20 protein-coding genes, 1 other RNA gene and 1 pseudogene are annotated in these 25,960 nt (G+C 45.0%); 10 read left to right on the forward strand and 12 right to left on the reverse strand.

Annotated elements, in window-relative coordinates:
• Positions 1 to 143: 143 nt before the first annotated feature.
• Positions 144 to 736 (forward strand): annotated as a pseudogene (locus tag QUA62_RS11885) (IS1 family transposase); the annotation flags it as partial.
• 209 nt (positions 737 to 945) lie between these two features.
• Here QUA62_RS11885 and cimA read toward each other — a convergent pair.
• Positions 946 to 2,559, reverse strand: coding sequence for a citramalate synthase (gene cimA / locus QUA62_RS11890; RefSeq protein WP_333404186.1), 1,614 nt, complete (start codon positions 2,557 to 2,559; stop codon positions 946 to 948).
• A gap of 117 nt (positions 2,560 to 2,676) precedes the next feature.
• On the opposite strand from cimA, the gene QUA62_RS11895 reads away from it, so the two are divergent.
• The 3 genes from QUA62_RS11895 (at position 2,677) to QUA62_RS11905 (ending at position 4,596) form a co-directional block, all read left to right on the forward strand.
• On the forward strand, positions 2,677 to 3,015 hold the full coding sequence (locus QUA62_RS11895) for a 2Fe-2S iron-sulfur cluster-binding protein (RefSeq protein WP_333404283.1): 339 nt from the start codon (positions 2,677 to 2,679) through the stop codon (positions 3,013 to 3,015).
• Between the two features lie 151 nt (positions 3,016 to 3,166).
• The gene (gene thiO / locus QUA62_RS11900) at positions 3,167 to 4,276 is read left to right on the forward strand and encodes a glycine oxidase ThiO (RefSeq protein ID WP_333404188.1); all 1,110 of its coding nucleotides are present in this window, start codon (positions 3,167 to 3,169) and stop codon (positions 4,274 to 4,276) included.
• Positions 4,277 to 4,389: 113 nt separating this feature from the next.
• Complete coding sequence (locus tag QUA62_RS11905; protein WP_333404190.1) at positions 4,390 to 4,596, forward strand: hypothetical protein; 207 nt, start codon at positions 4,390 to 4,392, stop codon at positions 4,594 to 4,596.
• A gap of 370 nt (positions 4,597 to 4,966) precedes the next feature.
• Here QUA62_RS11905 and QUA62_RS11910 read toward each other — a convergent pair whose 3' ends face one another.
• Complete coding sequence (locus QUA62_RS11910; RefSeq protein WP_190663431.1) at positions 4,967 to 5,434, reverse strand: hypothetical protein; 468 nt, start codon at positions 5,432 to 5,434, stop codon at positions 4,967 to 4,969.
• Between the two features lie 101 nt (positions 5,435 to 5,535).
• Positions 5,536 to 5,763, reverse strand: a complete 228-nt coding sequence (locus tag QUA62_RS11915) for a hypothetical protein (RefSeq protein WP_333404192.1) — start codon at positions 5,761 to 5,763, stop codon at positions 5,536 to 5,538.
• Positions 5,764 to 5,850: 87 nt separating this feature from the next.
• On the opposite strand from QUA62_RS11915, the gene QUA62_RS11920 reads away from it, so the two are divergent.
• Together QUA62_RS11920 and QUA62_RS11925 are read left to right on the forward strand one after the other, a co-directional pair.
• Positions 5,851 to 6,102, forward strand: a complete 252-nt coding sequence (locus tag QUA62_RS11920; protein WP_333404194.1) for a hypothetical protein — start codon at positions 5,851 to 5,853, stop codon at positions 6,100 to 6,102.
• 532 nt (positions 6,103 to 6,634) lie between these two features.
• Positions 6,635 to 7,753 (forward strand): fatty acid desaturase, encoded by a 1,119-nt coding sequence (locus QUA62_RS11925; RefSeq protein WP_333404195.1) that lies wholly within the window; start codon positions 6,635 to 6,637, stop codon positions 7,751 to 7,753.
• A gap of 264 nt (positions 7,754 to 8,017) precedes the next feature.
• Here QUA62_RS11925 and QUA62_RS11930 read toward each other — a convergent pair whose 3' ends face one another.
• Positions 8,018 to 9,766: an ABC transporter ATP-binding protein gene (locus QUA62_RS11930; RefSeq protein WP_333404197.1), complete on the reverse strand. Its 1,749-nt coding sequence runs from the start codon at positions 9,764 to 9,766 to the stop codon at positions 8,018 to 8,020.
• Positions 9,767 to 9,772: 6 nt separating this feature from the next.
• Between QUA62_RS11930 and QUA62_RS11935 the strand changes: the two genes are divergently transcribed.
• A complete protein-coding gene (locus QUA62_RS11935; RefSeq protein WP_333404199.1) occupies positions 9,773 to 9,964 on the forward strand; it encodes a hypothetical protein in 192 nt (63 codons plus the stop codon).
• Positions 9,965 to 10,358: 394 nt separating this feature from the next.
• Complete coding sequence (gene groL, locus QUA62_RS11940) at positions 10,359 to 12,053, forward strand: chaperonin GroEL (RefSeq protein ID WP_333217658.1); 1,695 nt, start codon at positions 10,359 to 10,361, stop codon at positions 12,051 to 12,053.
• Positions 12,054 to 12,362: 309 nt separating this feature from the next.
• Here the strand turns inward: groL and QUA62_RS11945 are convergent, their stop codons facing one another.
• The gene (locus QUA62_RS11945; RefSeq protein ID WP_050813024.1) at positions 12,363 to 12,620 is read right to left on the reverse strand and encodes a DUF2811 domain-containing protein; all 258 of its coding nucleotides are present in this window, start codon (positions 12,618 to 12,620) and stop codon (positions 12,363 to 12,365) included.
• A gap of 211 nt (positions 12,621 to 12,831) precedes the next feature.
• Between QUA62_RS11945 and QUA62_RS11950 the strand changes: the two genes are divergently transcribed.
• Positions 12,832 to 13,086, forward strand: coding sequence for a hypothetical protein (locus QUA62_RS11950; RefSeq protein WP_242728929.1), 255 nt, complete (start codon positions 12,832 to 12,834; stop codon positions 13,084 to 13,086).
• A gap of 14 nt (positions 13,087 to 13,100) precedes the next feature.
• On the opposite strand, the gene QUA62_RS11955 is transcribed toward QUA62_RS11950, so the two are convergent.
• Positions 13,101 to 13,364 (reverse strand): hypothetical protein, encoded by a 264-nt coding sequence (locus QUA62_RS11955; RefSeq protein ID WP_333404201.1) that lies wholly within the window; start codon positions 13,362 to 13,364, stop codon positions 13,101 to 13,103.
• A gap of 107 nt (positions 13,365 to 13,471) precedes the next feature.
• A complete protein-coding gene (locus tag QUA62_RS11960) occupies positions 13,472 to 14,131 on the reverse strand; it encodes a class I SAM-dependent methyltransferase (protein ID WP_333404203.1) in 660 nt (219 codons plus the stop codon).
• 667 nt (positions 14,132 to 14,798) lie between these two features.
• Here QUA62_RS11960 and QUA62_RS11965 point away from each other — a divergent pair.
• On the forward strand, positions 14,799 to 16,844 hold the full coding sequence (locus QUA62_RS11965) for an ATP-binding protein (protein WP_333404205.1): 2,046 nt from the start codon (positions 14,799 to 14,801) through the stop codon (positions 16,842 to 16,844).
• A gap of 31 nt (positions 16,845 to 16,875) precedes the next feature.
• On the opposite strand, the gene QUA62_RS11970 is transcribed toward QUA62_RS11965, so the two are convergent.
• The 5 genes from QUA62_RS11970 to QUA62_RS11990 form a co-directional block, all read right to left on the reverse strand.
• Positions 16,876 to 18,027 carry a Gfo/Idh/MocA family oxidoreductase gene (locus tag QUA62_RS11970; protein WP_333404207.1) on the reverse strand — a complete coding sequence of 384 codons (1,152 nt, stop codon included), beginning with the start codon at positions 18,025 to 18,027 and terminating at the stop codon, positions 16,876 to 16,878.
• A 199-nt stretch (positions 18,028 to 18,226) separates the two neighbouring features.
• On the reverse strand, positions 18,227 to 18,934 hold the full coding sequence (gene rnc, locus QUA62_RS11975; protein ID WP_333284586.1) for a ribonuclease III: 708 nt from the start codon (positions 18,932 to 18,934) through the stop codon (positions 18,227 to 18,229).
• Positions 18,935 to 19,228: 294 nt separating this feature from the next.
• Positions 19,229 to 19,655: RNase P RNA component class A (rnpB, locus tag QUA62_RS11980), an RNA gene on the reverse strand.
• 318 nt (positions 19,656 to 19,973) lie between these two features.
• On the reverse strand, positions 19,974 to 21,155 hold the full coding sequence (gene corA, locus QUA62_RS11985) for a magnesium/cobalt transporter CorA (RefSeq protein WP_333404209.1): 1,182 nt from the start codon (positions 21,153 to 21,155) through the stop codon (positions 19,974 to 19,976).
• A gap of 76 nt (positions 21,156 to 21,231) precedes the next feature.
• Positions 21,232 to 25,467, reverse strand: a complete 4,236-nt coding sequence (locus QUA62_RS11990; protein ID WP_333404211.1) for a PAS domain-containing protein — start codon at positions 25,465 to 25,467, stop codon at positions 21,232 to 21,234.
• Positions 25,468 to 25,960 lie beyond the last annotated feature (493 nt).

Below are 25,960 nucleotides of genomic sequence, written 5' to 3' on the forward strand. Positions count from 1 at the left end.
CCTTAGCTAGAATGGGCAAGTGAAAGAGACTGGTAACTCTGTATGAGGGATGAAACCACTCATACAGAGTTATCATGAATATCCAAAATAATTGGGTAATCACGCAGCACATTGTTAAATAATCGGCGTTGCTGAATTAAGATATGATTGATTCTGATAACAATTCACAAAAAACAATTCAACACAAGTCATCTTCTAGGGAATGTCCTGAATGTAAGTCAACTCATATCAATAAAAATGGGCGAAAAAAAGGTAAGCAGAACTACCTGTGTGTTAACTGTGGGAGACAATTTATAGACTGCTATCAACCTCACAGAGGTTATCCTCAAGAAGTTAAAGACGAATGCCTAAAAATGTATGTTAATGGCATGGGGTTAAGGGAGATTGAAAGAGTCAAAGGTGTACATCATACGACAATTATGAATTGGATCAAACAACTAGGATAACTCCTGGCCAATTTTCATGAGGTACAGACAATTACCGAAATTGGATAATTAGAAACATTCGTCGACTCACAAAAAACAAAGTTGGGCTTTAGACAGCGGTATATCAGTTAAAAACAAGTATGTGAGGATGGGTACTAGGAGAGCATAGTAACAAAACATTTAAACCTTTATGGGACGTAGTTAGTAAAGGTAAATGCTATTTTTATGTGACGGATAACCCGAAAGTTTACCCGATGTTTATTCCCGATGGAAACCCGATTAATCCGAGGTTGGGTTTGACTCACGCCCAGAGCACCATTCTCCTTTAACAAGCTTTCGGGCCTGTTCCACAAAGAATGAATTTCTTGTGGGTGGGATCTTAGAGCCAGCCCATAAAAGCCTTATTGAGAATGATGCAAAATCTCAGATTTCACCCTTTTTAAATTGGCTAACTCTATCTTGAAATCGCCTGGTATCTATTTAAACATCGATATTCAGGCAACTTCTCTTCGCCGTCAACCTAATAACTCGACACAGTTAAAACGATCGCCTCCCTATCTCCCAACACCAAACCATACTCCAAACCCTCAACAACCGCTTGATAAGAAGCATCCAAAATATTACCAGAAACCCCCACAGTCGTCCAGCGGTCTTGACCGTTACTAAACTCAACCAACACGCGAGTTTTAGCAGAAGTCCCCGCACCGGAGTCCAGAATCCGCACCTTGTAATCTGTCAGGTAAAAATGGGCGATCGCGGGATAAAAATTCACCAAAGCTTTCCGCAAAGCCGCATCCAAAGCCGAAACCGGGCCGTTTCCTTCGGCAGCTTCCAAAATATTTGTACCGTTTACTGACAATTTGACCGTGGCCAAAGCCGTACAATCTTCGCCAACCTTATCGCAGTGGACTTGAAATCCCTTAATTTCAAACCACGGCGGCCGTTGTTCCAAGGCTTCCCGCATTAACAATTCAAAAGACGCCTCAGCACCCTCAAATTGATATCCCTGACTTTCCAAATCTTTCAATTTTTCTAGAATTTGGCGGCAAGCAGGATTTTTGCGATCGAGATCCATTCCAAAAGTGCGCGCCTTCGCCAAAACATTGCTCAAACCCGCTTGATCCGAAATCACAATTCGCCGCCTGTTGCCAATTTTTTCCGGTTCCAAATGTTCGTAAGTTAACGGATTTTTCTCCACAGCCGATACGTGGATTCCGCCTTTGTGAGCAAAAGCCGAAAGACCCACAAAAGGAGCATGATCATCGGGAGCAAGATTGACAATTTCGCTGATCGATCGACTTACTTGAGTTAATTTAACTAATTGCTCGTCTTCAATGCAATTATGACCCAACTTTAGCTGAAAATTAGGAATTAAGGAACATAAATCGGCATTGCCGCAGCGTTCGCCGTAACCGTTAATAGTTCCCTGTACCATCGTCACCCCTTCCTGCACAGCAGCCAAAGCATTAGCAACTGCAACTCCCGAGTCGTTGTGAGTATGAATTCCTAACTGCACAGGTACTTCGCGATTGGTTCCTAAAGCTGCTAAAACATCGCGAACAACGTGAGTGACTTCGTGAGGTAAAGTACCCCCGTTAGTATCGCAAAGCACCAGCCATTCTGCACCGGCATCCGCCGCCGCTTCTAAAGTTTTAATAGCATAATCTGGATTGTGCTTGTAGCCGTCAAACCAGTGTTCGGCATCGTAAATAACGCGCCTTCCCTGACTCCGCAAATATTCAATTGTATCTCGAATCATCGCCAGATTTTCTTCTAGCGTCGTCTTCAAACTTTCAATAACGTGCAAATCCCACGACTTGCCAAACAGCGTCACCCAGCGAGTACCGGCGGATAAAATAGCCTGCAACATTTCATCATTAGCTGCCGTAGTTCCCGGCCGCCTAGTCGAACAAAAAGCTACAACTTCTGCTTGAGTTAGGGGCTGTTCTTTGAGACGCCAAAAAAATTGTACGTCTTTAGGATTCGCCCCCGGCCAGCCGCCTTCAATAAAGGGAATTCCTAAACTGTCTAACTGCCGAGCAATTCGCAGTTTGTCTTCGAGAGATAAGGAGAGTCCCTCACACTGAGCACCGTCTCGCAGCGTGGTATCGTAGATCCAGAGCCGATTTGTCATGGGAAATTGCGATCGAGAAATTGGTAATATATCACTTACCATATTAGATGAATTTATTTGAATTTAATGCGATAATATATAGGAAAATTAACATAAATCTAACTGGGGTAAATGGCTGTGGTCAAGGTACAAGCGCAAGGAAAAACATTTGAGTGCGATCGCGGAGCGAATCTCCGTGAAGTATTGCTCAAAAACGGCATCGATCTCTACAACGGCAACGCCAAAGTCATCAACTGCCACGGCTTCGGTACTTGCGGCACCTGCGCCGTCAACGTCGAGGGCGAAGGTTCCGAGTCCCAGTGGCGCGAAAAAGCCCGACTTTCGGTTCCTCCCCATTCTTCCGCCTCCAACCGCCGTTTGTCCTGCCAAACCAAGGTTTTAGGCGATATTAAGGTGACAAAATATGACGGTTTCTGGGGTCAAGGTTCTGAAACTGTCTGGAAACCCCAAGCATAGATTTTTTGTTAAGGAAGGCAGATAGGACGATCGCCTTGCCAGATAATCTGTAAGACTTGTGCAAGAATTCTAACTGTAAGGTGCAGACGGGGCACCTTACCATAAAGAAACCCGAGAGGTCAAAAAAGCCCGAAAGTCCATATAAAAGTTAATGAATTCATCTAAAGATATTCTGATTATTGGCGGCGGAATAATTGGCCTTTCGCTAGCAGTAGAACTGAAATTGCGAGGGGCATCTGTCGCAGTTCTCACCGCCGATTCTAAACAACCGACGGCCCGGGCTGCTGCTGGAATGCTTGCCCCGCAAGCCGAACGAATTCCCCCCAGTCCCATGCTGGATTTGTGCTTGCAAAGCCGCGCACTGTATCCCGCCTGGGTGGAACGGCTAGAAGATATTACCGGATTGAAAACGGGATATTGGCGATCGGGAATTCTCGCGCCAGTGTGTCAAAATGAGCCTCAAGAAAAGCCACTTTTGTCAACCCTTAACTCTCAATGGTTGGACAGAGATACTGTTCGCCAGCACCAGTTTGGATTAGGTCAAGAAGTAATTGGCGGTTGGTGGTATCCTGACGACGCTCAAGTAGACAACCGCGCTTTATTTCGGACGCTTCAGGCCGCAACTAAAGAATTGCAGATTGAGATTATTCAAGGCAATGCCGGGGAAATTATTCGGCAGGGAAACCGAGTTGTTGGCATTGAAACGACAGCAGGAAAATTCCAAGCAGACCGTTATGTTCTGGCTGCAGGTCCTTGGTCTGAGAAATTATTAGATATTTCTGTTTTTCCAAGAAAGGGGCAAATGCTGTCAGTATGTGTACCAGAAGATTGTGGAGTTATCCAGCCCCTGCAAACTGTTCTATTCGGGACTGGCATTTATATTGTCCCACGTCAAGATGGCAGAATTATTATTGGCGCAACTAGCGAAAATGTCGATTTCACCCCTGGAAATACGCCTGCGGGAATGCAAAGTTTGCTAGCAGGAGCGATTAAGTTATATCCCGAATTACAAAACTATCCTATTTTGGAGTTTTGGTGGGGATTTCGGCCGGCTACTCCTGATGAATGGCCGATTTTAGGTGCTAGTGCTTGGGAGAATTTGACATGGGCTACGGGGCATTACCGCAACGGCATTTTGTTGGCTCCGGTGACGGCTAAATTGTTGGCTGATTTGATTGGGAATCAGAAATTAGATCCGTTATTGGCTGCTTTTCATTATTCGAGGTTTCCTGAATCTTGGAAGTTGGAAAATGGTAAATAGTGAGATTTTTTGCTTTTTTTAAGACGAGGCCGAGCCGGGTAACGAGAAACGAAAGTTAACCAAAAGGATATTTTTTGCTATAATCAAATCAGCACAATAGGGTTTTGTAAGTTATGACTTTCAGTGATGTGGTCGAGAGGATCAAGAATCTTTCTACTGAGGAAAAGCAAGAGCTTCAACTGTTGTTGAAGCAATATCTCCGGGAAGAACGTCGCGAAGAGATGTATCAAAACTTTAAGTCAGCGCAGATTGAACAACAAAAAGGTGAACTGAAATTTTTCGCTGACATCAATGAACTCAGAGTAATGATAGAGGAATAATCGTGGAAGTCAGTTTCAGTTCTTCATTCAAGCGTGCTTTCAAAAAGCGGATCAAAGGCGATGCTGATTTGGAGGCTAGGTTTTGACAAAAGCTGGAACAGTTCATCAGAGAGCCGTTTGAACCAAGCTTAAAAACTCATAAATTGTCCGGTAGGCTCAAGGAGTTTTGGAGCTTTAGCGTAGATTACGACGAAAGGGTACTTTTCTACTTTACAGAAGACGGAAAAGCCGTCTTTGTAGATTTGGGAAGTCATGATGAAGTATATTAATCGACCGAAAAGTTGCTACAGTAATCTGTATCTGTAGGGTGCACAGTGCGTACCTTACCGCTGTAAGTAGCGCGCCCAACCATTTTTTGGTAAGTCTTGAATTAGTTCGCATCCTGTTTTTTGGGTTGGTTTAATTCCCTGCATTTAGCGGCAGCCAAATCGTAAGCATTTTGGTAATCGCTACCGCCTAACATCAAATCGCCGTAATATTCATAAGGTTGATTGCCATAAATCGGCAGCGGGTCGTCTTCAGGATAATCTTCTTTTGATTCTTCGAGGATTGCTTTGAGTTTCTTGACGCTGAAGCGCTGGACTGGGAAGTAATGAATGTCTTGAGCGATGAAACCGAGATGGGGAAAGGTTGGGTCAATAATTCGCTCGTCGAGTTCAATCCAGCTATATTCGATGGGTTTATATGGCACTCCCGGCACGGCTAAAAAGCCTTGAACATAAATCGCACCCTCGGTCGCTAACGCTGCTTTACAGGCGTTGTCAAAGCAGTTTTTACGGTTGCTTTTGATGCGAGCCGCCATTTCAATAGAAAGCGTCTCATCTAATAGTTCGGTCATAACCCATTTCTAGTCGCGTGTGCGATTAGATTGTAGCAAATCAGAGCTATCTCCGAACACAAAAAACGCAGGCAATTGCGATCGCTCCTCAAATTCTATTTTCAAGGAATTGAGCCAAAATCCTCTGCGGTTCTGGATGTTGTGTCAGCTTTGGTTTCCGAGATGAGCCGTTTGTCGATCGCCCCTATAGCCCGCCAATAACAAATTTTCGCCAGTAGCCAAAATTTTGAACCTGCGATCGAGCTGGGGTAGAACCCGGTACGGTAAAGTGTGGCACAGACGATGCAAGCAAAAATAGCGGCATACATCACCGAAGGTCGATCGTGCAACCAACAATCATATTAATGCCTTCCGGTGCAGCGATTTGTTCGGCGGCTGACAGGCTTCACAGTTTTTTCTGCAAACAAAGTTGAGTTATGACGATTCTCGCTGAGACAGGGGAATATCCTCGGATTGGTAACAACCGGGAAATAAAGAAAGCCCTGAAAGCATTTTTTACTGGGAAATTAGAGACAGATGCTTTATTGCAGACTGTTCCCGCGCTGAAAAATATGGTAAAGTCTGCTACAGTGCTGCAGCAAGCAAGAAACCAATGCGAGTTGAAAATAACAAGCGGCAAGGTAGCTTTGGGTATTGACAGAATCTGTTCATTCACCAAAATATGCTGACCATTGGATACACTGCTTGAAATGGATTTTTCACGCCTGGTTGATGCCTGGTGATTTGTCATGTAAATCTGCCTATCAATACACCTGTGAAGTGGCAGGTTGATACGGTTCTGCATCACTTACCATTCCTAACTGAATTAATTGTCTAGCAAAGATGATCATTTGCAACGACGGTTAATAGAGCCATCCCCTATCTCACATTTGCTTGAAATCATGGCGACATAAAATCCCACCCAATACATTATTCTTCTCCTAACAGGTAAGGATAAAATACAACTCAATTTGCGGCAATGATTAGCAATTAGTACCGCATTTTGTTATGATTAAGTACGTCAAATCTGGGATAAGCTTCAGCTTGTCTAAACCACAAAAAAGAGGAGCTAATGAACTAAATATTATCAGCAATTTTGTAAAGTATGGGTCAAATTTCAACCGCAATTCACCCAATTCCCTGCAATAAAACCCTGCCCAAAATAGCCAGCTTCTCCTGATGGTAAGCTAAGCAATTCTCCACACACCATAGATATACTGAATGAAAACCGCGATCAAAAAGTCTGATTTTGTGCTAGCTCCTTATATGAAGAGCAACAACTTGAAAGCTAGTTGCCAAATACTCAATACAGTGATTCCTTATACATTCTTATGGTTTTTAGCCTTTAAAGCTGCTGCCATTTCTGTATTCCTGCTCCCGCCGATAATGGTGTTGATGACACTTTTTTCAGGACGTTGTTTCTCTTTGATGCACGATTGCGGACACTATTCTCTTTTTAGTTCCAAAAAAGTCAATCGCCTTATGGGTTTTCTGCTAGGTATTATCAATGCGATTCCTCAGTACCCCTGGTCGAGGGGACACGCTTATCACCACAAACATAATGGTAATTGGGATATGTACCGAGGCCCTTCGGCATTGATATCCACCGAAAAATTTGCGGCGCTAAGCCCCTTTAGTCAAAAGATGTATCAGTTACTCAGACACCCCTTGATGCTGTTTCCCGGTGGTTTTTTCTATCTAATTATTAAGCCACGACTCGCGCTAATCTTGGGAATTACTGGTTTTATCCGACATATTTTTGCCTGTCTAAATCAAGATTTAGGCATGGGTTTATCTGCAATCATTGCTTCTTATAAATCCAAACATTGGTATACGACGGCTGAATTTTGGGATTTACTGTTCAACAATATTTGTGTTGTTGGTAGCTGGATTTATCTGAGCAACTTACTGGGATTTGGCTTTTTCTGGAGTGTTTACTCAATTGTCATGACCTGTTCAGCAGCGATATTTATCTGTATTTTCTTTGTTCAGCATAATTTTGACGGTTCCTACGCTCATAAAGCCGAGGGTTGGGACTATCTTCTTGGCGCAATTGAAGGCAGTAGTTACCTAAAATTACCAAATCTTCTTAATTGGTTTTCGGCTGATATTGCTTACCACAATATTCATCATCTCTCTGAGCGAATACCTAACTATAATCTTCAGGCTTGTCACAATGCTAATATTCACTTGCTTGCTAATTCAAAATCACTGACAATTCGCGATATTCCTGACTGCTTCCAATTCATTCTTTGGGATGCTGCTTCAGATAGTCTGCAATCGATTAAATTATTTCAACAACAACAACAAGAAATTCCCTTCAGTAAGGTAGTTAATTAAACTCGGTGGCAATAAATTTGATTGCTTTTTTAGCACCAAATCCTATGATTAGGAAGGCAGTTAGTGGAATAAGTTTCAACCCTAACTTTCCTGGTTAAGTAGGTGGTTACAAATAAACATTAGATGGATAGGGCTGGTTTAACCGCGAGCTATACTAGCAGCCAGTTTATTCTGACAAACCCCGCCCTTCTCGTCACCAGTTTATTTGCACCTACCTATTTATCTAGGGTCTAACTCTAGATAACTCAAAGTATCGGTCACTTTTCAATGCAGCAATTCCTCTAATTTTTGCTGGTTCCACAAATACTGATAAAGCCCTTTTTGCCCTACCAATTCAATGTGAGTGCCACTCTGAACTATTTCTCCTCTCTCCATCACAAAAATGCGATCGGCACTAGCCGCCGCTGACATTTGATGCGAGATAAAAATTACCGTTTTTCGATCGGTTCCCGTTGCCAAGTTTCGCAAAATGTCGGTAGCAGTTTGATTGTCAACGCTGGAGAGAGCGTCATCCAAAATTAACACCGGGGCGTCAACTAACAAAGCGCGAGCAAGTGCCGTCCGCTGCCGCTGTCCGCCGGATAAAGTAATGCCGCGCTCGCCGACCACTGTTTTGTACTGCTGCGGAAAGTTGAGGATTTCGGCGTGAATTTGCGCTTGTTTTGCCGCGGCTTCAATCTGCGGCTGTTCCGCTAAAGGGTTTCCGTAGCGGATGTTATTCTTGATGGTAGTGCCGAACAGAAAACTTTCTTGCGGAACGTAGGCGATAGCCCCGCGCAATTGTGTCAATTTTACCTCGGTAATATCCTGTCCGTCTACAAATAACTGACCCGGATCGATATCGAGTAAGCGTGGCAGCGCATTAGCTAAAGTTGATTTTCCCGAGCCGATCGCCCCGACAATTGCGACAGTTTCGCCCGGTTTTATGGTAAAATCAACATCTTTAAGCGCCGGTGTCTTAGCACCGGGATAAGTATAATTTAGATGGCGGGCCACAACTTCGCCTTTGACTGGAGTTGGCAGTTCACCTGCATCGGCAGCATCCTTAATTTGTGGTTCCACAGTCAGAATTGATTCGATGCGATCGACACTCACTTCTCCCCGCTGGTAAGCAGTAATGGTGAAACCCAACAGGGCCGTCGGAAACACCAAACGCTCGACATAAATCAGCAACGCCACAAAATCGCCAATGCTAATTTGACCATTAGCAATTGCCCCGCCACCAGCAGAAAGCAGCACCAACAAACTGATACTTGCCAAACCGCCCAGCAGCGGAAAAATAAAGTTTCTAGTTTTTGCTAATTCCAAATTTGCTGATAGCAACTGTGCGTTGGAATTGCGAAAAGCTCGGCGTTCGTTTTCTTCTTGAGCGTAGATTTTAATTACGGACATCCCGCTCATATCCTCCTGAATCAAATCGCTCATCGCCGACAATTCCTCTTGCACGGCTAACTGTTGGATGCGAAGTTTGTCGCTAAATAACTGCACCAAAACCAGCATTAAAGGGTAAACGGCGATCGCAAACAACGTCAGCCTTACATTAATCCCCAACATCACCGGCAAAGTCAAAGCATAAGCAAATGCCGTATTCGCCAAACTGAGTACCGCAAACCCCACCAAGCGCCGAATATTGTCCAAATCGGAAGTAGCGCGGTTAATTAAATCTCCTACCGTATTGGCGGCAAAATAAGACGGTTCTAATGTTAATAAATGGTTAAAAATTTGCTGTTTGAGGTCAAATTCTACTTGACGCCCCACGCCAAACAGCAGAATCCGCGACACCATCCGAATTACCCACATAATTGAGGCGAGGATCAGAATTAGTGCCACGAAGTTGAAAACTTCGTCAAATTTAGTCGCAACTTGGAGAGTGTCAACTGAATTCCGAATCAGCAGGGGAATGTAAACGCCCACAGCATTGACAATTAACAGCGAAAAAATGCCCCAGAATGTTGGCTTCCAGTGCGGGCGCATATAAGAGCCGAGTTTTTGCAGTCGAGAATAACGAGCCATTTGTTAGTGCGTAATTTGAGATTGATTGAGGAAAGGAAGAAGGAAGAAGGAAGAAGGAAGAAGGAAGAAGGAAGAAGGAAGAAGGAAGAAGGAAGAAGCAAGAGGGAAGAAGGAAGAAGCAAGAGGGAAGAAGGAAGAAGGAAGAGGGAAGAAGGAAGAAGGAAGGCGCAATCTTCAGCTCACGTTTTCAGCAATTAAGAACGTCCTAATAGTTTTGGCGGTTGCTATAGAAGGTAGAAGTTTGAAAAAAAGAGAAGCTCTATCGAAAGGTAGATGACCGAAAACACAAGTTAAGAAATTTTTAATAAAAATTCTGCTTTGGGATAACGTGCCATCAAAATTGGGTTTTGGTATTAACTAAAACCTGATTATATCGATATGTAACAAACCACATTATATCTGTGGGAACACGAGATCTGTGGGGACACGGCAATGCCCTGTCCTTAGCCACCCGGAACGAGCTCGCCCAAATCTCCCATCCGCCCCCGCAATCCCCCCCAGCGTTGAGTCGCGCTACAATCAAAAATCCATCGACTTAGCACTCAGCCTCAGAGAGTGCTAAATTTGCTAATGTAAGCGATTGGAGACAAACATGACCAAAATAGTTGCATTTAGCGACAAATCTCGGCGGGCACTAGAACGCGGCGTCAATCAACTCGCCGATGCTGTCCGCATCACCTTGGGCCCGAAAGGCCGGAATGTCCTATTGGAAAAGAAATACGGCGCTCCCCAAATCGTTAACGACGGTATCACCGTTGCTAGGGAGATCGAACTCGAAGACCCCCTGGAAAATGCCGGCGCTCGCTTAATTCAAGAAGTCGCCTCCAAAACTAAAGATATCGCAGGCGACGGCACAACAACCGCAACGGTTCTAGCTCAATCCCTGATTCGCGAAGGTTTGAAGAATGTCGCAGCAGGCGCCAACCCAGTCGCGCTGCGCCGGGGTATTGAAAAAACGATCGCCCACTTGGTGCTGGAAATCGAGAAATTGGCGAAACCCGTCGAAGGGGCTGCAATTGCTCAAGTCGCTACTGTCTCCGCCGGTAACGACGAAGAAGTCGGCGCCATGATTGCCCAAGCAATGGAAAAAGTCACCAAAGACGGCGTAATTACTGTTGAAGAGTCGAAATCTCTGACAACAGAATTGGAAGTTGTCGAAGGGATGCAGTACGATCGCGGATATCTTTCTCCGTATTTCGTCACTAACACCGACCGCATGGAAGTTGAGTACGAAAACGCTCGCCTCCTGATTACCGACAAAAAAATTAGCTCGATTCAAGAACTAATTCCAGTTCTCGAAAAAATCGCCCGCACAGGTCAACCGCTGCTAATTATCGCCGAAGATATTGAAGGCGAAGCTTTGGCAACTCTGGTAGTCAACAAAGCCCGCGGCGTATTGAACATCGCAGCAACGAAATCTCCTGGTTTTGGGGAGCGGCGCAAAGCTATGCTTCAAGATATCGCCGTGCTCACCGGCGGTCAACTGATTTCTGAAGAAGTCGGACTCAGCATTGATACCGCAACCCTAGAAATGCTCGGTACCGCCCGCAAAATTACGATCGACAAAGAAAACACGATCATTGTTGCTGGCGAAGAACACAAAGCTGACGTGCTAAAACGGATCGAGCAAATCCGCAAGCAGCTAGAAGCGACGGATTCCGACTACGACAAGGAAAAGCTAACCGAACGCATCGCCAAACTCGCCGGCGGCATCGCTGTAATTAAAGTCGGCGCAGCTACCGAAACCGAGCTCAAAGACCGTAAACTGCGTATTGAAGACGCTTTGAACGCTACGAAAGCTGCTGTGGAAGAAGGTATCGTTGCCGGAGGTGGCACGACGCTAATTCACCTGATTACAAAAATAGATGCGATCAGAGATACTTTAGACGCCGAAGAACAAGTAGGTGCTGACTTGGTGAAGAAAGCTTTGGAAGCACCTTTGCGTCAAATCGCTGATAATGCCGGCGTTGAAGGTTCCATCGTCATCGAGCGAGTGCGGGCGAGCGAGTTCAACATTGGCTACAACGCACTCACCGACGTGTACGAAGATATGATTGCCGCCGGGATTATTGACCCGGCTAAGGTGGTGCGATCTGCTTTGCAAAATGCCGGTTCCATTGCTGGTATGGTGCTGACCACTGAAGCTGTGATTGTCGAAAAACCCGAGAAGAAAAAAGCCGGCGGCGGCGACATGGGCGACATGGGCGGCATGGGCGGCATGGGCGGCATGGGCGGCATGGGCGGCATGGGCGGCATGGGCGGCATGGGCGGCATGGGCATGATGTAGTCTTCAGCCATGAGTTTGTAGTCTGTAGAGTGCGCCATAAGCACCGTGGGTGCAAACAAGCGCGTCTTATGTACTACCCGTCTACTGTTTGACGATTAAGGCAGCTTCTCCCTCCGGCATCCCCTGAGAGTCCGGGGGGAGAAGCTATCCAAGTCCCCTTCTTAAGGGAGATGCAATGGGGCTCGGCATTAAGCTATAAGCGATATTTCTCAGGGATTTTAAGCTTAAGTTGACACCTATGCAGTGCGCGCCCTCTCGGTCAACTAAAATCCTTCCCAGAAACCGCGTCTCCCCCTCTGCCCTTATCCTTTAAGACGAGGGAGTTACATTGTTGCTGTGCAAGTCTTGAGGAGATTGAAACAGAGTTTCGAGATAAACTCTCGCAGCTTGGCGATAACTGCGCGAAGCTTCAGGCGTACCGCTATCGGCATTCTGCAACAAAAACAGCGACAGGGCCGCGCAAAATACTCGGTCTAGATCCCATTCGGGATGGGTTTCCAGGTAAGTTTTGAGAGAATCGTGCAGCGTTTCGGGAATTTCAGCAAAAATACTGACTGTTGGGTTCATCATTTTTTTTAGTCTCGCTAATAAATTGAAAACAGAACCCCCCCTTCGGCCGGATACAGGTGCAGGCACAGCCGAAATCAGAGCGCTTTTTTTTAGGTCGGTCGCATCATTGTGCGCTATGAGGGGGTGGGTTTGTCAATGTTGCGAAATATTACAAAGTCCTTTATATAAAAAAAAGGTTTACCAAAGAATCAGCTTTTCAGGGCTGTTTTTGTTACATATCTTTATGTGTTGGGCGGTTTATGAGGGATTGGGCAGCAAGTTAAGGAAATCCCCAATTCCGCAGCAAGATGCTACCGTGCCGTTAATTTCTGTGGAAAACTTTGTCGAATCTGTGGAAAACCTCAGACTTGCCTGGGGAAACGCTGTGGAATGTTTAGGGAAAAGTCAGGGAAAAAATAAGAATTGCAAAGGGCATGGGGCATGGGGCATGGGGCATGGGGCATGGGGCATGGGTAGCAAATAACAAATGATTAATGACTACTGACTGCTGACTGCTGACTGCTGACTACTGACTAATGACTTCCTAAGTGCCACTGTGCCGCTTTTTGCCGGATGGTTGCCAATTCTGCCGGCGGCCTTTTGTCGAGATTGGCTAAGAGAAAGCTCATGCGACCGATCGACTGAAGTTTGTCGCGGTGGCGCGCTAGGAAATCCCAGTAGGGAAGATTTATCATCTGTGCGGTTGATAGCAGCTAGGTTCTGCCAAAGTCGATCGCCTAATATCCAAACGCCAACAGTCATTTTATTTGTTTCACCATTGCACCATAAAAGTTATCTTTTACTGTTCATGAGGGCTGGTCGTTTATTCAGAAAAATTAATTGGCAGCCAAATCACAACAAATCAAAACTCATAATTTCTCCGCTTGTGGCGAGAACGTACTAGAGCATAACATTGATTTCCAAAGATAGGGACACCGACCAGCAAATTTAAATTTTATGTCGCTGTATCCTTCAGATGTTAATAACTTGGTCAGCGTCTCTACTGAAAAAAATTTAATGTGACCGTTATCCCAAAGAACGGTAAAATGTTTATCTAGTTTGCCGGAAACCGCTAAAGCCAGATTTTTTAAATAGCCGTGATAGGGTGTGGAAATAATTAGTCTTCCTCCCGGAGCGAGGCATTTTTTGGCAGTTTTGGCTAGTTCTTTAGGATAAAGCAAGTGTTCGATTACTTCAATAGCTAAGACAACATCAAATGAGTTCAGAATATCGGTATCTGGGAGATCGTAAATATCTGCTTGGATAAACTGACACTCCGGGAAACTTTGACGAGAGATGGCAATTCCGGGCGCAGAAGTGTCAACGCCGACAACTTCGCAGCCGTGCTCTGCGATAACGTGACTGAGGCTGCCATTGCCGCAGCCGAGATCCAAAACTCGGAGTTTTGTCTTGCTGGTCTGCTGAAGTGTCGCCAGCATTTCTAAAAGGGGAGATATCAAATAAGCGTGATGATATCTCGGACGGTTGTTTGTGTAATAATACGTATAATTGCTAAAGTTTTTTTTCATCGATTAAGCTATGGAGATTATTGCCGAGACCGCGAATTTACGGAGCGTGGGTGCACTGTTTGGGCCACGGTTGCCCACATTAGGGTTGTCAGAGTCGATCGGCAGCTCGATCGTCTCATTCTTTTTGTTTGACCGGTGAATTATTGTCACCGCATCAATCGGGTGGCAAAAGAAATCTTTGACAGGGTGCAAAATCTTGCATCGCCCATCTCTGGCCCATCTCTCGAAGGCATTCGGAAAGAAAAAGTCCGATGGAGCAGAATTCTCTCTGTACACTAGCCGGAGACAGAACTTTTTGCCCGTTAATTTTGATCCAAGAGTGCATCCATGCGATTCTAGCTTCAAGCAAGTGCGGTATGTCCACCCGAGGCTTTTTTGCAGCCTGAAAAATTGGCCCCTGGGCGATGAGGTGCCAGTCGCTCCGAGAATTGAGAAGGGAAGTGTGACCGAAATCACAGGCATTTGCGAAACAAATTGCTGAGCATATTTGGGTCAACACACTTAGAATCGAGATTACTACAGTGGCTTCTATAATTGTGTTTAAATGTTGTTCTGAAGCTGTGTTGTTCAGTCAGCAGAGCCCCCTAGACAGATTCAGGCTTTCGGTCTGGTTTATTTCACTGTAAAGGTCGCTGTTGGGTGTTGCACCTTAATTTAGATATTTCCTATGGTTAAGTTAGGTCAATCCTCCTTTCGCCGTATTTTACTGTCGCGGATTTTGTTGCTCAGCGTACCGGTTCTACTGGTGGGGGAGTATGTTACCTATCGCAAGGCACGCTCGACGCTTCTGGAAACTGCTCGTCTAAACTTGACAGAAAGTGCAGCCAGAAAAGCAGAAACTATTGATCAGTGGGCGAAATCGCTGAAGTCGAATCTGATCGGCGCTTCGGAAAGCTCGATGTTGCAGTCTGTAAATCCGAAGGATTATCAAAAGTTTATCGCGCAATTAGGGCAGCGGTTGCCAGCGCAGGTTGATTGCTTGCAATTGACTAATTTAAAGACAAATCAAGTGATAGCAAGCACTTGCGGGCAGCAGCCGATTCAGTCGCTGCCGGCAAAATTTTGGCCGCCCGTACAGCAGCAGCAAACGCTGCTGGACGACAAGAGCGTTTACATTCGTCTGTCCTTACCTCCGCAGCGACAGGGGACAGCAAACGATCGGAAGGGGGCTTTGGGGGCTGAGGATTTTCCAGAGGCGGGTAAAGAAGGCCGCGATACCCAAGCGAGTTTGGTGTTGAGCGCTCCTGTTTACATTCGTCGGGGCAATACCCTGCAGTTGAGTTATGCTTTGAGTTTGCAGTCGGCCTTGCCTGTGCAAACCAGCGCTCCCAAAGGTTCTTTAGCCGGCTATACGGTGGCGATCGACCAAGATGGGACGATTTTGGCGCACCCGAATATCAACCGTGTGGGCCGCAATATCGACCAAGAGGCAGATGCCGCTCGACTAAAAAGTATTGTCAGAAGGGCGATCGCAGGCGGAAAAGATTTTCTCCATCTATTTTCCTTTGAAAGAAATGGTGTAGAGTTGCTAGCAGGATACGCTGCTATCCCGAGTCCTTCAACTAAACAGGAGAACAGCAAGTGGATTATTTTAGCTGTCTCTCGTTTAGATTACGCTCTGTCAGGTTTGGAAGAAATTCAGCAAGTTTTATTTAATTTAATTGTAGGTTTGGTTGCTGCTAGTATCATCGCGACTTTATATCTGTCTCGCGACTTGGCGCGTCCTGTGGAAAAACTGAGAGACTACGCGATGAAAGTAGATACGGAAGTGTCGCAGACAGTGCCCCAAGATTTCCAAATTAGGGAATTTAATCAACTATCAGAAGCACTCAACAGCATGGTGCAGCGCCTCAGATCCTGGGCCCGAGAATTGGAAGTCGCAACCAAAGAAGCGCAAGTTGCCAATCAATTAAAAAATGAATTTTTGGGGAATATTTCTCACGAATTGAGAACGCCACTTAACGGGATTATTGGTTTTATTCAAATTGTGCGGGACGGCTACTGCGATGACCGAGATGAAGAAATGGAATTTTTACAACGGGCCCACGATTCGTCAATGCAATTGCTCAATATTATTAATGATATTTTGGACATTGCTAAAATAGAATCCGGCACGTTCTCGATGATCTTAGAAGTAGTTGACATTACTCAGGTACTTGAAGACGCGATTGATTTGCAAGCGACTCAAATTGAGGAAAAAGGCTTGAAGTTAAGTTTGCCAGAGCCTCACGATCCGATTATTGTTCATGCCGATCCCGAGAAGCTAAAACAGGTGTTTTTAAACGTGTTAAGCAATGCCGTTAAGTTTACAGAGTCGGGCAGCATTAATATATCTGTGCGGCTAGAATCGAGGACTAATTCTGGTAGTTTTAACGGCAGTGCTGACAGTACGACGGGTCCCAGCGGTCAAAGCGATTGGGTGGTGGTGACAATTAAAGATACGGGAATTGGTATCGATCCCGAGCACCAGCAGAAATTGTTTCAACCTTTTGTGATGGCTGATGGTTCTACAACTCGCAAGTTTGGCGGTAACGGTTTGGGCTTGGCTATCTCGCGAAGGATAATGGAATCTATGATTGGAAGCATTACCCTGCACAGCGCGGGCGTGAATCAAGGTACTACAGTGATGATTTCTTTGCCTGTCAATCAGCAGTCAAGTTTTTATTTTCAGAGCCCGGACTTAGTAACGGAAAAGGGAAATTTCAAAAGTTGAGGAGTGATTTTCCCAATCTAAAATCTAAAATCTAAAATGGTATTAGGGGCTGTCCCCCGAGTTCGAGGGATTTGCTCAAAGTGCTGAGAATGCGGATTAATTCGACGGAAGCCGCGCCCGAAGAGGTAAGACAGGGGGTATTTGTTTGCACGCAGTTGAGGAAGCGATCGCACACTCGCCTCAGCGGTTCTACTTGTTCTAAACTCAACACTTCGCGGTGTCTGATGCTTGTTGGCTGCGGCGCGATCCTCTTCGAGGGCTTCGCTAACGCACTTTCAAAAGAGTTATTCTCTTCGCCCCGGTAATCTGAAGGGCCGCGCTGCAAAATCAGGGGAGTTTCTGGCAACATTTCATCAAAAATCAAGGTTCCCAAACTGCCAACAACTGTTAAGCGCCGTTGTTTGTCGGGATTTAGCCAGCACAGGTGAATAAATGCTTGAAATCCGTCGGGATAGGTGAGCGTTACCCAAACTAAATCTGCTAGTTTTTCTGCAGGATTAGTAGTCAGCAGTGAAGGAGCCAATTGATTTTCAATTTCTGCTGCTTCTTTATTTATTCCTGATTCCTTCTTCCCTTTTCCTGATTCCTTCGGAAATACAGTGCCGATCGCCCTTACTTCAATTGGCGTTTGTTCCAGCCAAGTATTGAAAATAGCGATATCGTGAATAGCCAAGTCCCAAAGGGCATCAACGTCATGGCGCACCGGTTTAAAATGGGTGCGCTGGGCGTAACCGTAGCGCAATTTTCCGAGTTGATGCTGTTGAATAATTCTTTGACCTCGATCGACTGCTGGATGAAACAGATAAGTGTGGTCAACGAAGAGTTGTCGCTGCTGTTTTTCGGCTAATTGACTGAGTTCTATTGCTTCAGTGAGGTTGAGGGCGAGGGGTTTTTCTGCTAAGACGTGGTAGCCTTGTTTCAGCGCTGCTGCTGCGAGGGTGTAGTGTGTGGAAGCTGGAGTAGCGATCGCCACAGCTTGCAGTCCCGGCAAGGCTTGCACTTGAGACCAATCGGTAGCTAGAATCACCGAGGCATCCAGATTAAACTGTTTTTGAACGGCCGCCAATGAATCTCGATTCGGGTCTACCACCGCTAAAACTTGGCTGTTGGGATGTTCGAGAAAGTTGCGAATTAGGTTAACTCCCCAGCGACCTGCCCCCAATACAGCTATTCCGATTTTCATTGATAATAATTTAAAAAATCGCACAGTAATTATAGCATATTTTGTTATTATTATCTATGTTTTAATTCAAAAAAATCACTGTTGACTGTTGACTGTTGGCAGTAGTTATTGGTTATTGGTTATTGGTGGCAGCTAACAAATAACAAATAACTGATAACACCACTCAACAGTCAACAGTCAACAGTCAACAGTCAACTAACTACTGACTATCAACTAATTTATTGAAAGCTGCCTGAGCCGCTGCTTGTTCGGCCGCTTTGATCGATCGACCTTTTCCCTCTGCTACCAACTTTCCCTGAATGAGAACTTCTGCGGTAAAACGATCTTCCCCGCCCTGCACTGTCCCGGTTTCTTGGACGCTATATTTGGGCAAAGTTTTGTATTTGCCTTGAGTCAACTCTTGGAGAGCAGCTTTGTAGTTTTGGCGGGCAGGATCGCTGCGGATTTCCGCCGCTAGGCGTTGAAAGTGAGAATCTAGCCAAGGGCGAATTAATTCTAACGTCTGGGTACTCAAATAAAGCGCAGCCAGTACCGCTTCCAAAGCATCTGCCAGTCGGGGTTCAGCGCCTGTTTTGTCCGAGGCGGCACTGCTGGAAACAATTAAATAGCGATCGAACCCGTAACTTTCAGCGATTTTAGCAAGAATGCGATCGCTCACCAAGATCGATCGAATAGCAGCAAATTCTCCCACTGTACAGTCAGGATAAATCTCAAACAACAACTCCGACGCCGCCAGCCGCACAACTGCATCCCCGACAAACTCTAGTTGCTCGTAATTTGCCTTAGCTGACGCGCTCGCATGAGTCAAAGCTAAATCCAGGAGATGCCATTTTATCGAAGCATCCTTCGTCAGTCCCAATTTTTGAATTAATGTTTCAAGTTGCTTTTGGCGACCCGGATAAATCATACCATTTTAGATTTTAGATTTTAGATTTTAGATTTTAAATTTTAGATTTTAAATTTGGGAATGACGGATGACTATCTGGGTTGAGAACTTGTCAAAAGTTGCATTTTTTTTTACAGGTATCAGATCCATATTAATAAGTTTTTTCTTAAAAAAATAAATATTGACCCGGGTGATTATGGTGCACCTTACCCCAAATCTTCCTCGGGGTGTGCAGTGCACACCTTTCCCAACAAAAAACAGGTTGAAAGGATTTGTTTACCTTATTCCCAAGCGGTAATTTTAATTAAATGGGGGGGAAAAAGTCGGACATAAGCCGGGTTCTGTTCTCTCAACTGCAAGCAGTTTTCGAGGGCAGTTATCTATCTGGGGCGCCTGTTACCAGACGCCTCAAGCGGTACCAAAAAACGGAACTGGTAAAAAACCAACCATAGTCCCTCCGACCTTGCTCCCAACTGGGGTTTACCGAGCCAGCACCTCTCGATGCTGCTGGTGCGCTCTTACCGCACCTTTGCACCCTTACCCCCTAACACTTTGCGATTTTCGATGCTTGATTTTTGATTCAATCTCAAATCTCAAATCTCAAATCGGGGGGCGGTATCTTTCTGTGGCACTATCCTCACGATCGCTCGCACTGGGCGTTACCCAGCAAGTTTGGTTTTTCGGGAGCCCGGACTTTCCTCAGACAAGCTTTCGCTCATCCGCAACCGCCTGCGCCTACTTTTTCCCCAGATTTATTGTACGCGATCGTTCGTCAATCAATTTAAGATTTGAGATTGAAGATTTTAACTTGTCGCCCACTTAATTTGGACATTTGTGTTTATTCAAACTCTTGTACGGTGGGTCCGAAAGCCCGCCCAACAATTAAATTTCCATGCAACTCCCCTTAAATTCACTCACGGATGAATCAGGGGGCTGAAAAGTTGGGAATTCTCATGCAAGGATTTAGGGCACGGATTCAACTAGGGGCACGAAACCTTTTTACCTCACATAACTTTTAATTATTCAATCTTCAACCCCCAATCTCAAATCTTCCATTCGGTTACTTTAATGAGTCCTCTTTCACAGTAGAAAAATTATCAAACCAGCCGCGTCTCCAGAAGAAGTAAACTAAACCAGAGGCGATCCCTAGCATAATTGCCCAACAAAGCGGATAGCCAAAATACCAGTTCAGTTCCGGCATATTCCAGGGAGATGTCTCTGTATTGAAATTCATCCCGTATACTCCCGCCACAAAAGTTAGAGGAATAAAGATACTCGAAATCACCGTCAGCAACTTCATGATTTCATTCATTTTATTACCAACCGAAGACAAGTAAACATCCATCAAACCCGAAGACAACTCTCGATAGGTTTCGACCATATCCATCACCTGCACCGTGTGATCGTAACAGTCGCGCAGGTAAATTCGCACCTCGGGACTAATCAAATCACTGCTATCTCGAATCAAAACATTAATTGCATCCCGCTGCGGCCAAATGGCGCGGCGCAGAGTCAGCAATTCTCGCCGGATTTTATAGATTTTTTCCAGGGTTTTGCGGGTAGGGTTCAGCACCACTTCATCCTCTAATTCTTCAATGCGCTCTCCGTAAACTTCTAATACAGGGAAGAATCCATCTATAATCGAATCTAACAGAGTATAAGCCAGATAATCAGCTCCGTGTTTGCGAATTATTCCTTGTCCTTTACGAATGCGCTCGCGCACTGGTTCAAAACAATCATAGTCCGGTTCTTCCTGAACAGTTAACAGGTAATGCTTGCCCAAAATCAAACTTACTTGTTCTTTATGAAAAGTATCTAATTCTGGATGGAGCATCACCATCCAAGCAATGATTAAAATGTGTTCTTCATAGTCTACTACTTTCGGTCGCTGGGGAACATTAACTACATCTTCCTGAGCCATTAAGTGTAAATTAAACACTTCGCCCATTTGCCGCCAAGTTTCTTTGTTTCCCAATCCCAACATATCAACCCAAGAAACAGATGCTGTATCTAAATACGCAGCAGCTTTGTGAGGATTTGCCAATTTGGCGCGAGTTGCGGCTGTTTCGCAATAGTCAATTAATACAATCTCCGGAGGCGGCGCATCTGGTTCTAAGTCGAGAGTTCCCGGCGGAGCCCCCGGATCGTCGTAAAAATAGTCAACATAGGAATCATCATCATCATCATCTTCTTTAATTTGTTTTGCAACGGCACTAGAAGTATGTATGCTTTTGTATACCATGCTAATATTCCTGACTTTTAGAAACTTTAATTAGATTATCATTTTTCTGGTGCAACTACCAATTACCAATGACTAATTACCTCTGCCGAATGGGAATCTCGATCGCAAATTCAGTTCCCTCTCCCGGCGCGGAAATGCACTGCAGCGTCCCTCCGTGTCTTTCCACCACAATCTGATACGAGATAGACAGTCCCAAGCCTGTACCTTTGCCTACTGGTTTAGTAGTAAAAAACGGGTCAAACACCCGACATTTAACAGGCTCTGCCATTCCACACCCGTTATCGGAAATTACGATCGCAACCCGATTGTTCTCCAGCACCTCCGTGCGAATCCGAATCCACGGCAATGTGTCGCAAGTTAAAGGTAAACTAGCAAAATCTTGCCGTTCCTCTTCTGAATAACTCGCCACTTCCAACTTCCTATTCCTGACATCCGCTAAAGCATCAATAGCATTATTTAAAATATTCATAAACACTTGATTTAACTGCCCCACGTAGCACTGTATCTGCGGCAATTCCCCATATTCTTTAACTATTTGAATATGACGATTTCTGCCATTTTCTTTAATCTTGTGTTGCAAAATTAACAGAGCGCTGTCTATTCCCTCGTGAATATTAACACGTTTAATATCTGATTCTTCCAGGCGGGAGAAGTTACGCAAAGACAGAACTATTTGACGAATTCGCTCGGCTCCGGTTTGAATTGAACTCAGCAGATGCGGGAAATCCTCTTTCATGAATTCCAGTTCTATTTCTTCTGCCAAATCTTGGATAACAGCAACAGGTTCCGGGTAATGTGCGTGGTACAAACTGCACAGTTCCAGCAAGTTTTTGGCATACTCACTAGCGTAAGTGATATTACCGTAAATAAAACTGACAGGATTATTGATTTCGTGAGCAATTCCCGCCACTAGCTGTCCCAAACCCGACATTTTTTCCGCTTGAATTAGTTGAGCTTGAGTCCGGCCTAATTGTTTCAATGTTTGCTCTAGCTGGCGATTTTTATGTTTTAATTGAGCTTCGGCTTGTTTGCGATTAGTAATATTGCGGGCTAGAATAATAATCTGATCTGAATTAAACGGCAACAGTCGGGCTTCATAAGTTTTTTCTCCTTCCGACAGGGAAACCGAATATTCTATATCGATTGAATTTCTTGTTTCGGAAATTTCCAAGATTGCTTGGGCAAATTGGCAGGCGACATTGTGTGGCAATATGTCGGTCATTCGTTGACCCATAAAATGTTCGGGAGGCACGTATAAACTCGATGAAGTTCCTGACAAATAATCCACAATTATACCGTCAGCATCTAGTCGAAAATACAAATCAGGCAAAGCGCGAAAAACTGCTTCTAACTCTAAAGTTTTTTGGCGCAATGCTTCCTCAGCGTAGTACCGATCGCTAATATCAAAAATCACCCCGTCCAAATAGCAAACGTTTCCATCTGCGTCGAACACAGGAGAACCTTTATCCCACACCCATTTAACCGTGCCGTCTGCTGCTAGCAAGCGGTATTCCAAGTTATAAGACTCTTTGTTTTCTATGCTTTGCCGAATAGTTGCTTCTACTTTTGCCAAATCTTGGGGGTAAATAATGCTAGCAAAAGTCCGGCATCTCCTGTCCAAAAGCCAAATAAAATCTGCGGCAGGGTAGCCGGTTAATAGGTAAACGGCATCGCTAATAAAATTAGTCGAAAAATCGCACTTCCAGCGATAAACCACGCCGGGAATATTAGCTACCAAAGACCTAAATCTTAATTCACTTCTACGCAAAGCTGCTTCGGATTCATGTCGCTCTGTAATATCGTGAGCGAAACCTAGCACTGCAAATACATTACCTTCCGCGTCGCGCAGGGGAAGTTTTTGGGTATCAAAAATATGTACTGAACCGTCAGCAATAGTTGCCGCATCGCAGGGATTGTGGATGATGTCGCCGGCCAGTACAGCAGAGTCGTCTGTGCGGAAGCCTCGGATATTTTGGGCGGAATTCCCAAACACAATATCTTCTGAAAATCCTAACTCTAAATCGGATTTTCCAATTATTTCTTCGACTGTTTTGCCGATGGCTTGAGCGAAACTGCTGTTTGCCAAAATATAGCGAAAATTTTTGTCTTTGGCAAAAATCCAGTCGCTGGTTTTGTCTATTACTGTGCGTAGGAGTTGTTCAGAACGTTCGGTTTTTTCCAACGACGCCTGCAGTTCTAGTTCCAGGCACTTGCGAGCAGTAATGTTCTCAAAAGCAACACCGACGCAGTTGTTGGGTAATGGAAAAGCTTTAATAGAAAAAGCGCGAGTTATTCTCCCGCCTTCATCGCAGTCAATATCTTCAAGTTCTACGGCTTTCTGGCTGCGAATTACCGAAGCAAATGCTTGGGGAATGTTTTTCGATCGCAGGTGGGGAAAAATCTCGTCGATTGTCATTCCCAAAACATCAGCCATTTCTAATCCGGTAAATAGGGTAGCCGCAGGATTGGAGGCGATCGCCCTGAGGGTGCTGTCATCGTCTATGTTTTCTAAATGGTAGACGTACAAACCAATTTGCATATTCTCGACAATTTGGTCGTAGAGGCGCACGCTTTCGTCTACCTGCCTGCGTTCGGTGATATCTTCAGTAATACCTAAAACGTACTGAGGGCGGCCTGCAGCGTCGAGAATTGGCACTTTGCGCGTGTGCAGTATTCTCATACCTTTGTGGCGAGTTTGGATCGGCTCTTCGGCTATGTCTTTAACAGTAGATTGGTTATGATCGCCGGTCAATATTTCCCTGTCTTGAGCAGTGAAAACATCAGCTTGTTCTTTGGGGTAAATATCGTAGTCATTTTTGCCGATCGCCTCTTGAGAGGTAACACCTGCGATCGTTTCTCCGGCTTTATTCCACAGCACAAATTTCAGCGAAGAAGCATCTTTAGCAAAAACTCCCACCGGCAGATTTTCTACTACGGAATTGAGGAAGCCTCTAGCGGATTTTAATTCAGCTTCTGCACGCTTGCGTTCGATGCCTAAAGCGATGACATCGGCAACCGATGCTAAAGTGTCCTGAAAGGGTTTTGTCAGGGGCTGGCGGCTGATAATTACCATGACTCCCACCAGCCGTTCTTCCACTATCAAAGGGTAGCCGGCGAAGGTGAGAATTTGCTTAGGTATTGGGCAATCTGTCGGCTTTTGGCTGGTGTTGATAATTGCTACTTCGGAACTCTGTGGCGGTGTTGCTTTCGGGAATTCTTCCTCTGGGAAGCCAAAATTATTCAGTTCAAATCCGCAGTCAATTTCCGGTTTTTGCTGTTTGGCGATCGAGTTAACCTTACTTTCAATAAAGCTAGCCCGATCGTCTGTGCGACTGTATATTCCCGAGGCTGCTTGCAATTGCCAAAGATTATGTTGAGAGTTGAAAGTCCAAATTTCAGCAGAAGCGACATCAATATTCCGCACCATTGCCTCGCAGCAGGGAAGCAGGATATCTTGAGGGTGTTTGGTGAGGGCAATACCCACATCGGCTACCATTGCTGTGAGGCGAGAAGCTTGGGCTTTTTCTGCTTCCAATCGTTTGCGATCGGTGATATCTTCCACTAAAGAAAGCACAGTAAAAGTGTCGCCGCTGCGAATAATCGAGTTGAACCAGCGACACCAAATTACCTGTCCGCTTTTAGTATAGTTGCGGTTAATTGAAGTATTGCCGTTGCCAGTGGCTAGTTCAAGCTCGATCGCGCTTATAGCCTCTCTATCTTCCTGGCAAACCAAAGCCAAATCGCCGAAGTGCTTGCCCATCATATCATCGGATGTCCAGCCAAAGATTTCCTCGGCGCGTTTCGACCACTGAACGATCCGAAAATCTTCATCCCAGCCTACCATTGCCAGCGGACTGTTAGCTGCATTCAACCACAGTAAATGGTTTGATCGGCGTAACTGTTGAGTTTTCTGCTGCTGCCAGCGGTAGTGCCTGGTGATATCTCTACCGACGCCCAAAACCCGCATCTGGTTGCTAGAGGCATCCACCGCTGGCGTATAAGCAGTTTCGTAAATTTTAATCCCGCCGTCTGCCTCCATCACCTCATGAATTGCCAGCCGTTTTTCCCCGGTTATAAATACTTGTTGCAGGCAGGAATCAATCTGCGAGATTATATTTTTGACAGCAGCATTATTGGGATATAATTTTAATAATTCCTGATTAGTTTGGTTGACTATTTCAGCAGGCTCCAATCCCATCCAAGCAGCAGCGACAGGATTGATCGATAGGTACTTTTGCTGTCGATCGCACTCTAGGAAAGCATCAACAGAGTTAGAGAAAAAAGACTGAAACGAGTTGATAACTTCCTGCATGGGTATTTTTTCATGAGAAAAGCTTAGTATTAGGGAAACCTCGTGTCTTTAGACCGATCGAGGAAACACTCATCAGGCAGTTTTCACCGCCTTGAATATTGATTGTTGCTACAGGGAGATACTTGGTCGATTGGTACTTTTGCGATCTATTTTCAACGGAACAATTACCGTTTCAAACATTTCACCCGCGATCGGATAGCAGCTTGGGCTTACACCCATATTTTTGATAACGTAATCAGTTAAGACGATAGCTAGTCAACTATCTCTTTTGATTAGGGCATAAAGCCCCATCTCTTCCGAGCGGGGTGCTGACTTGCTTAAGCTCTAAAATTTTCCTAACGTTAGTTTAACCCACTCAAATCTTTTTGAGCACTGTACTGCTGCGTTTCCCGGTGCAATTTTCGGCGCTGTTCCCTATAATACAAAAATTTTAAAGAAATAGTATTTTTGGGAATATAGCTTAATTACAGCAGATGCTCTTTTTTTAAACCAG

It is taken from the genome of Microcoleus sp. MON1_C1 (assembly GCF_036701945.1).
Lineage (GTDB): Bacteria > Cyanobacteriota > Cyanobacteriia > Cyanobacteriales > Microcoleaceae > Microcoleus.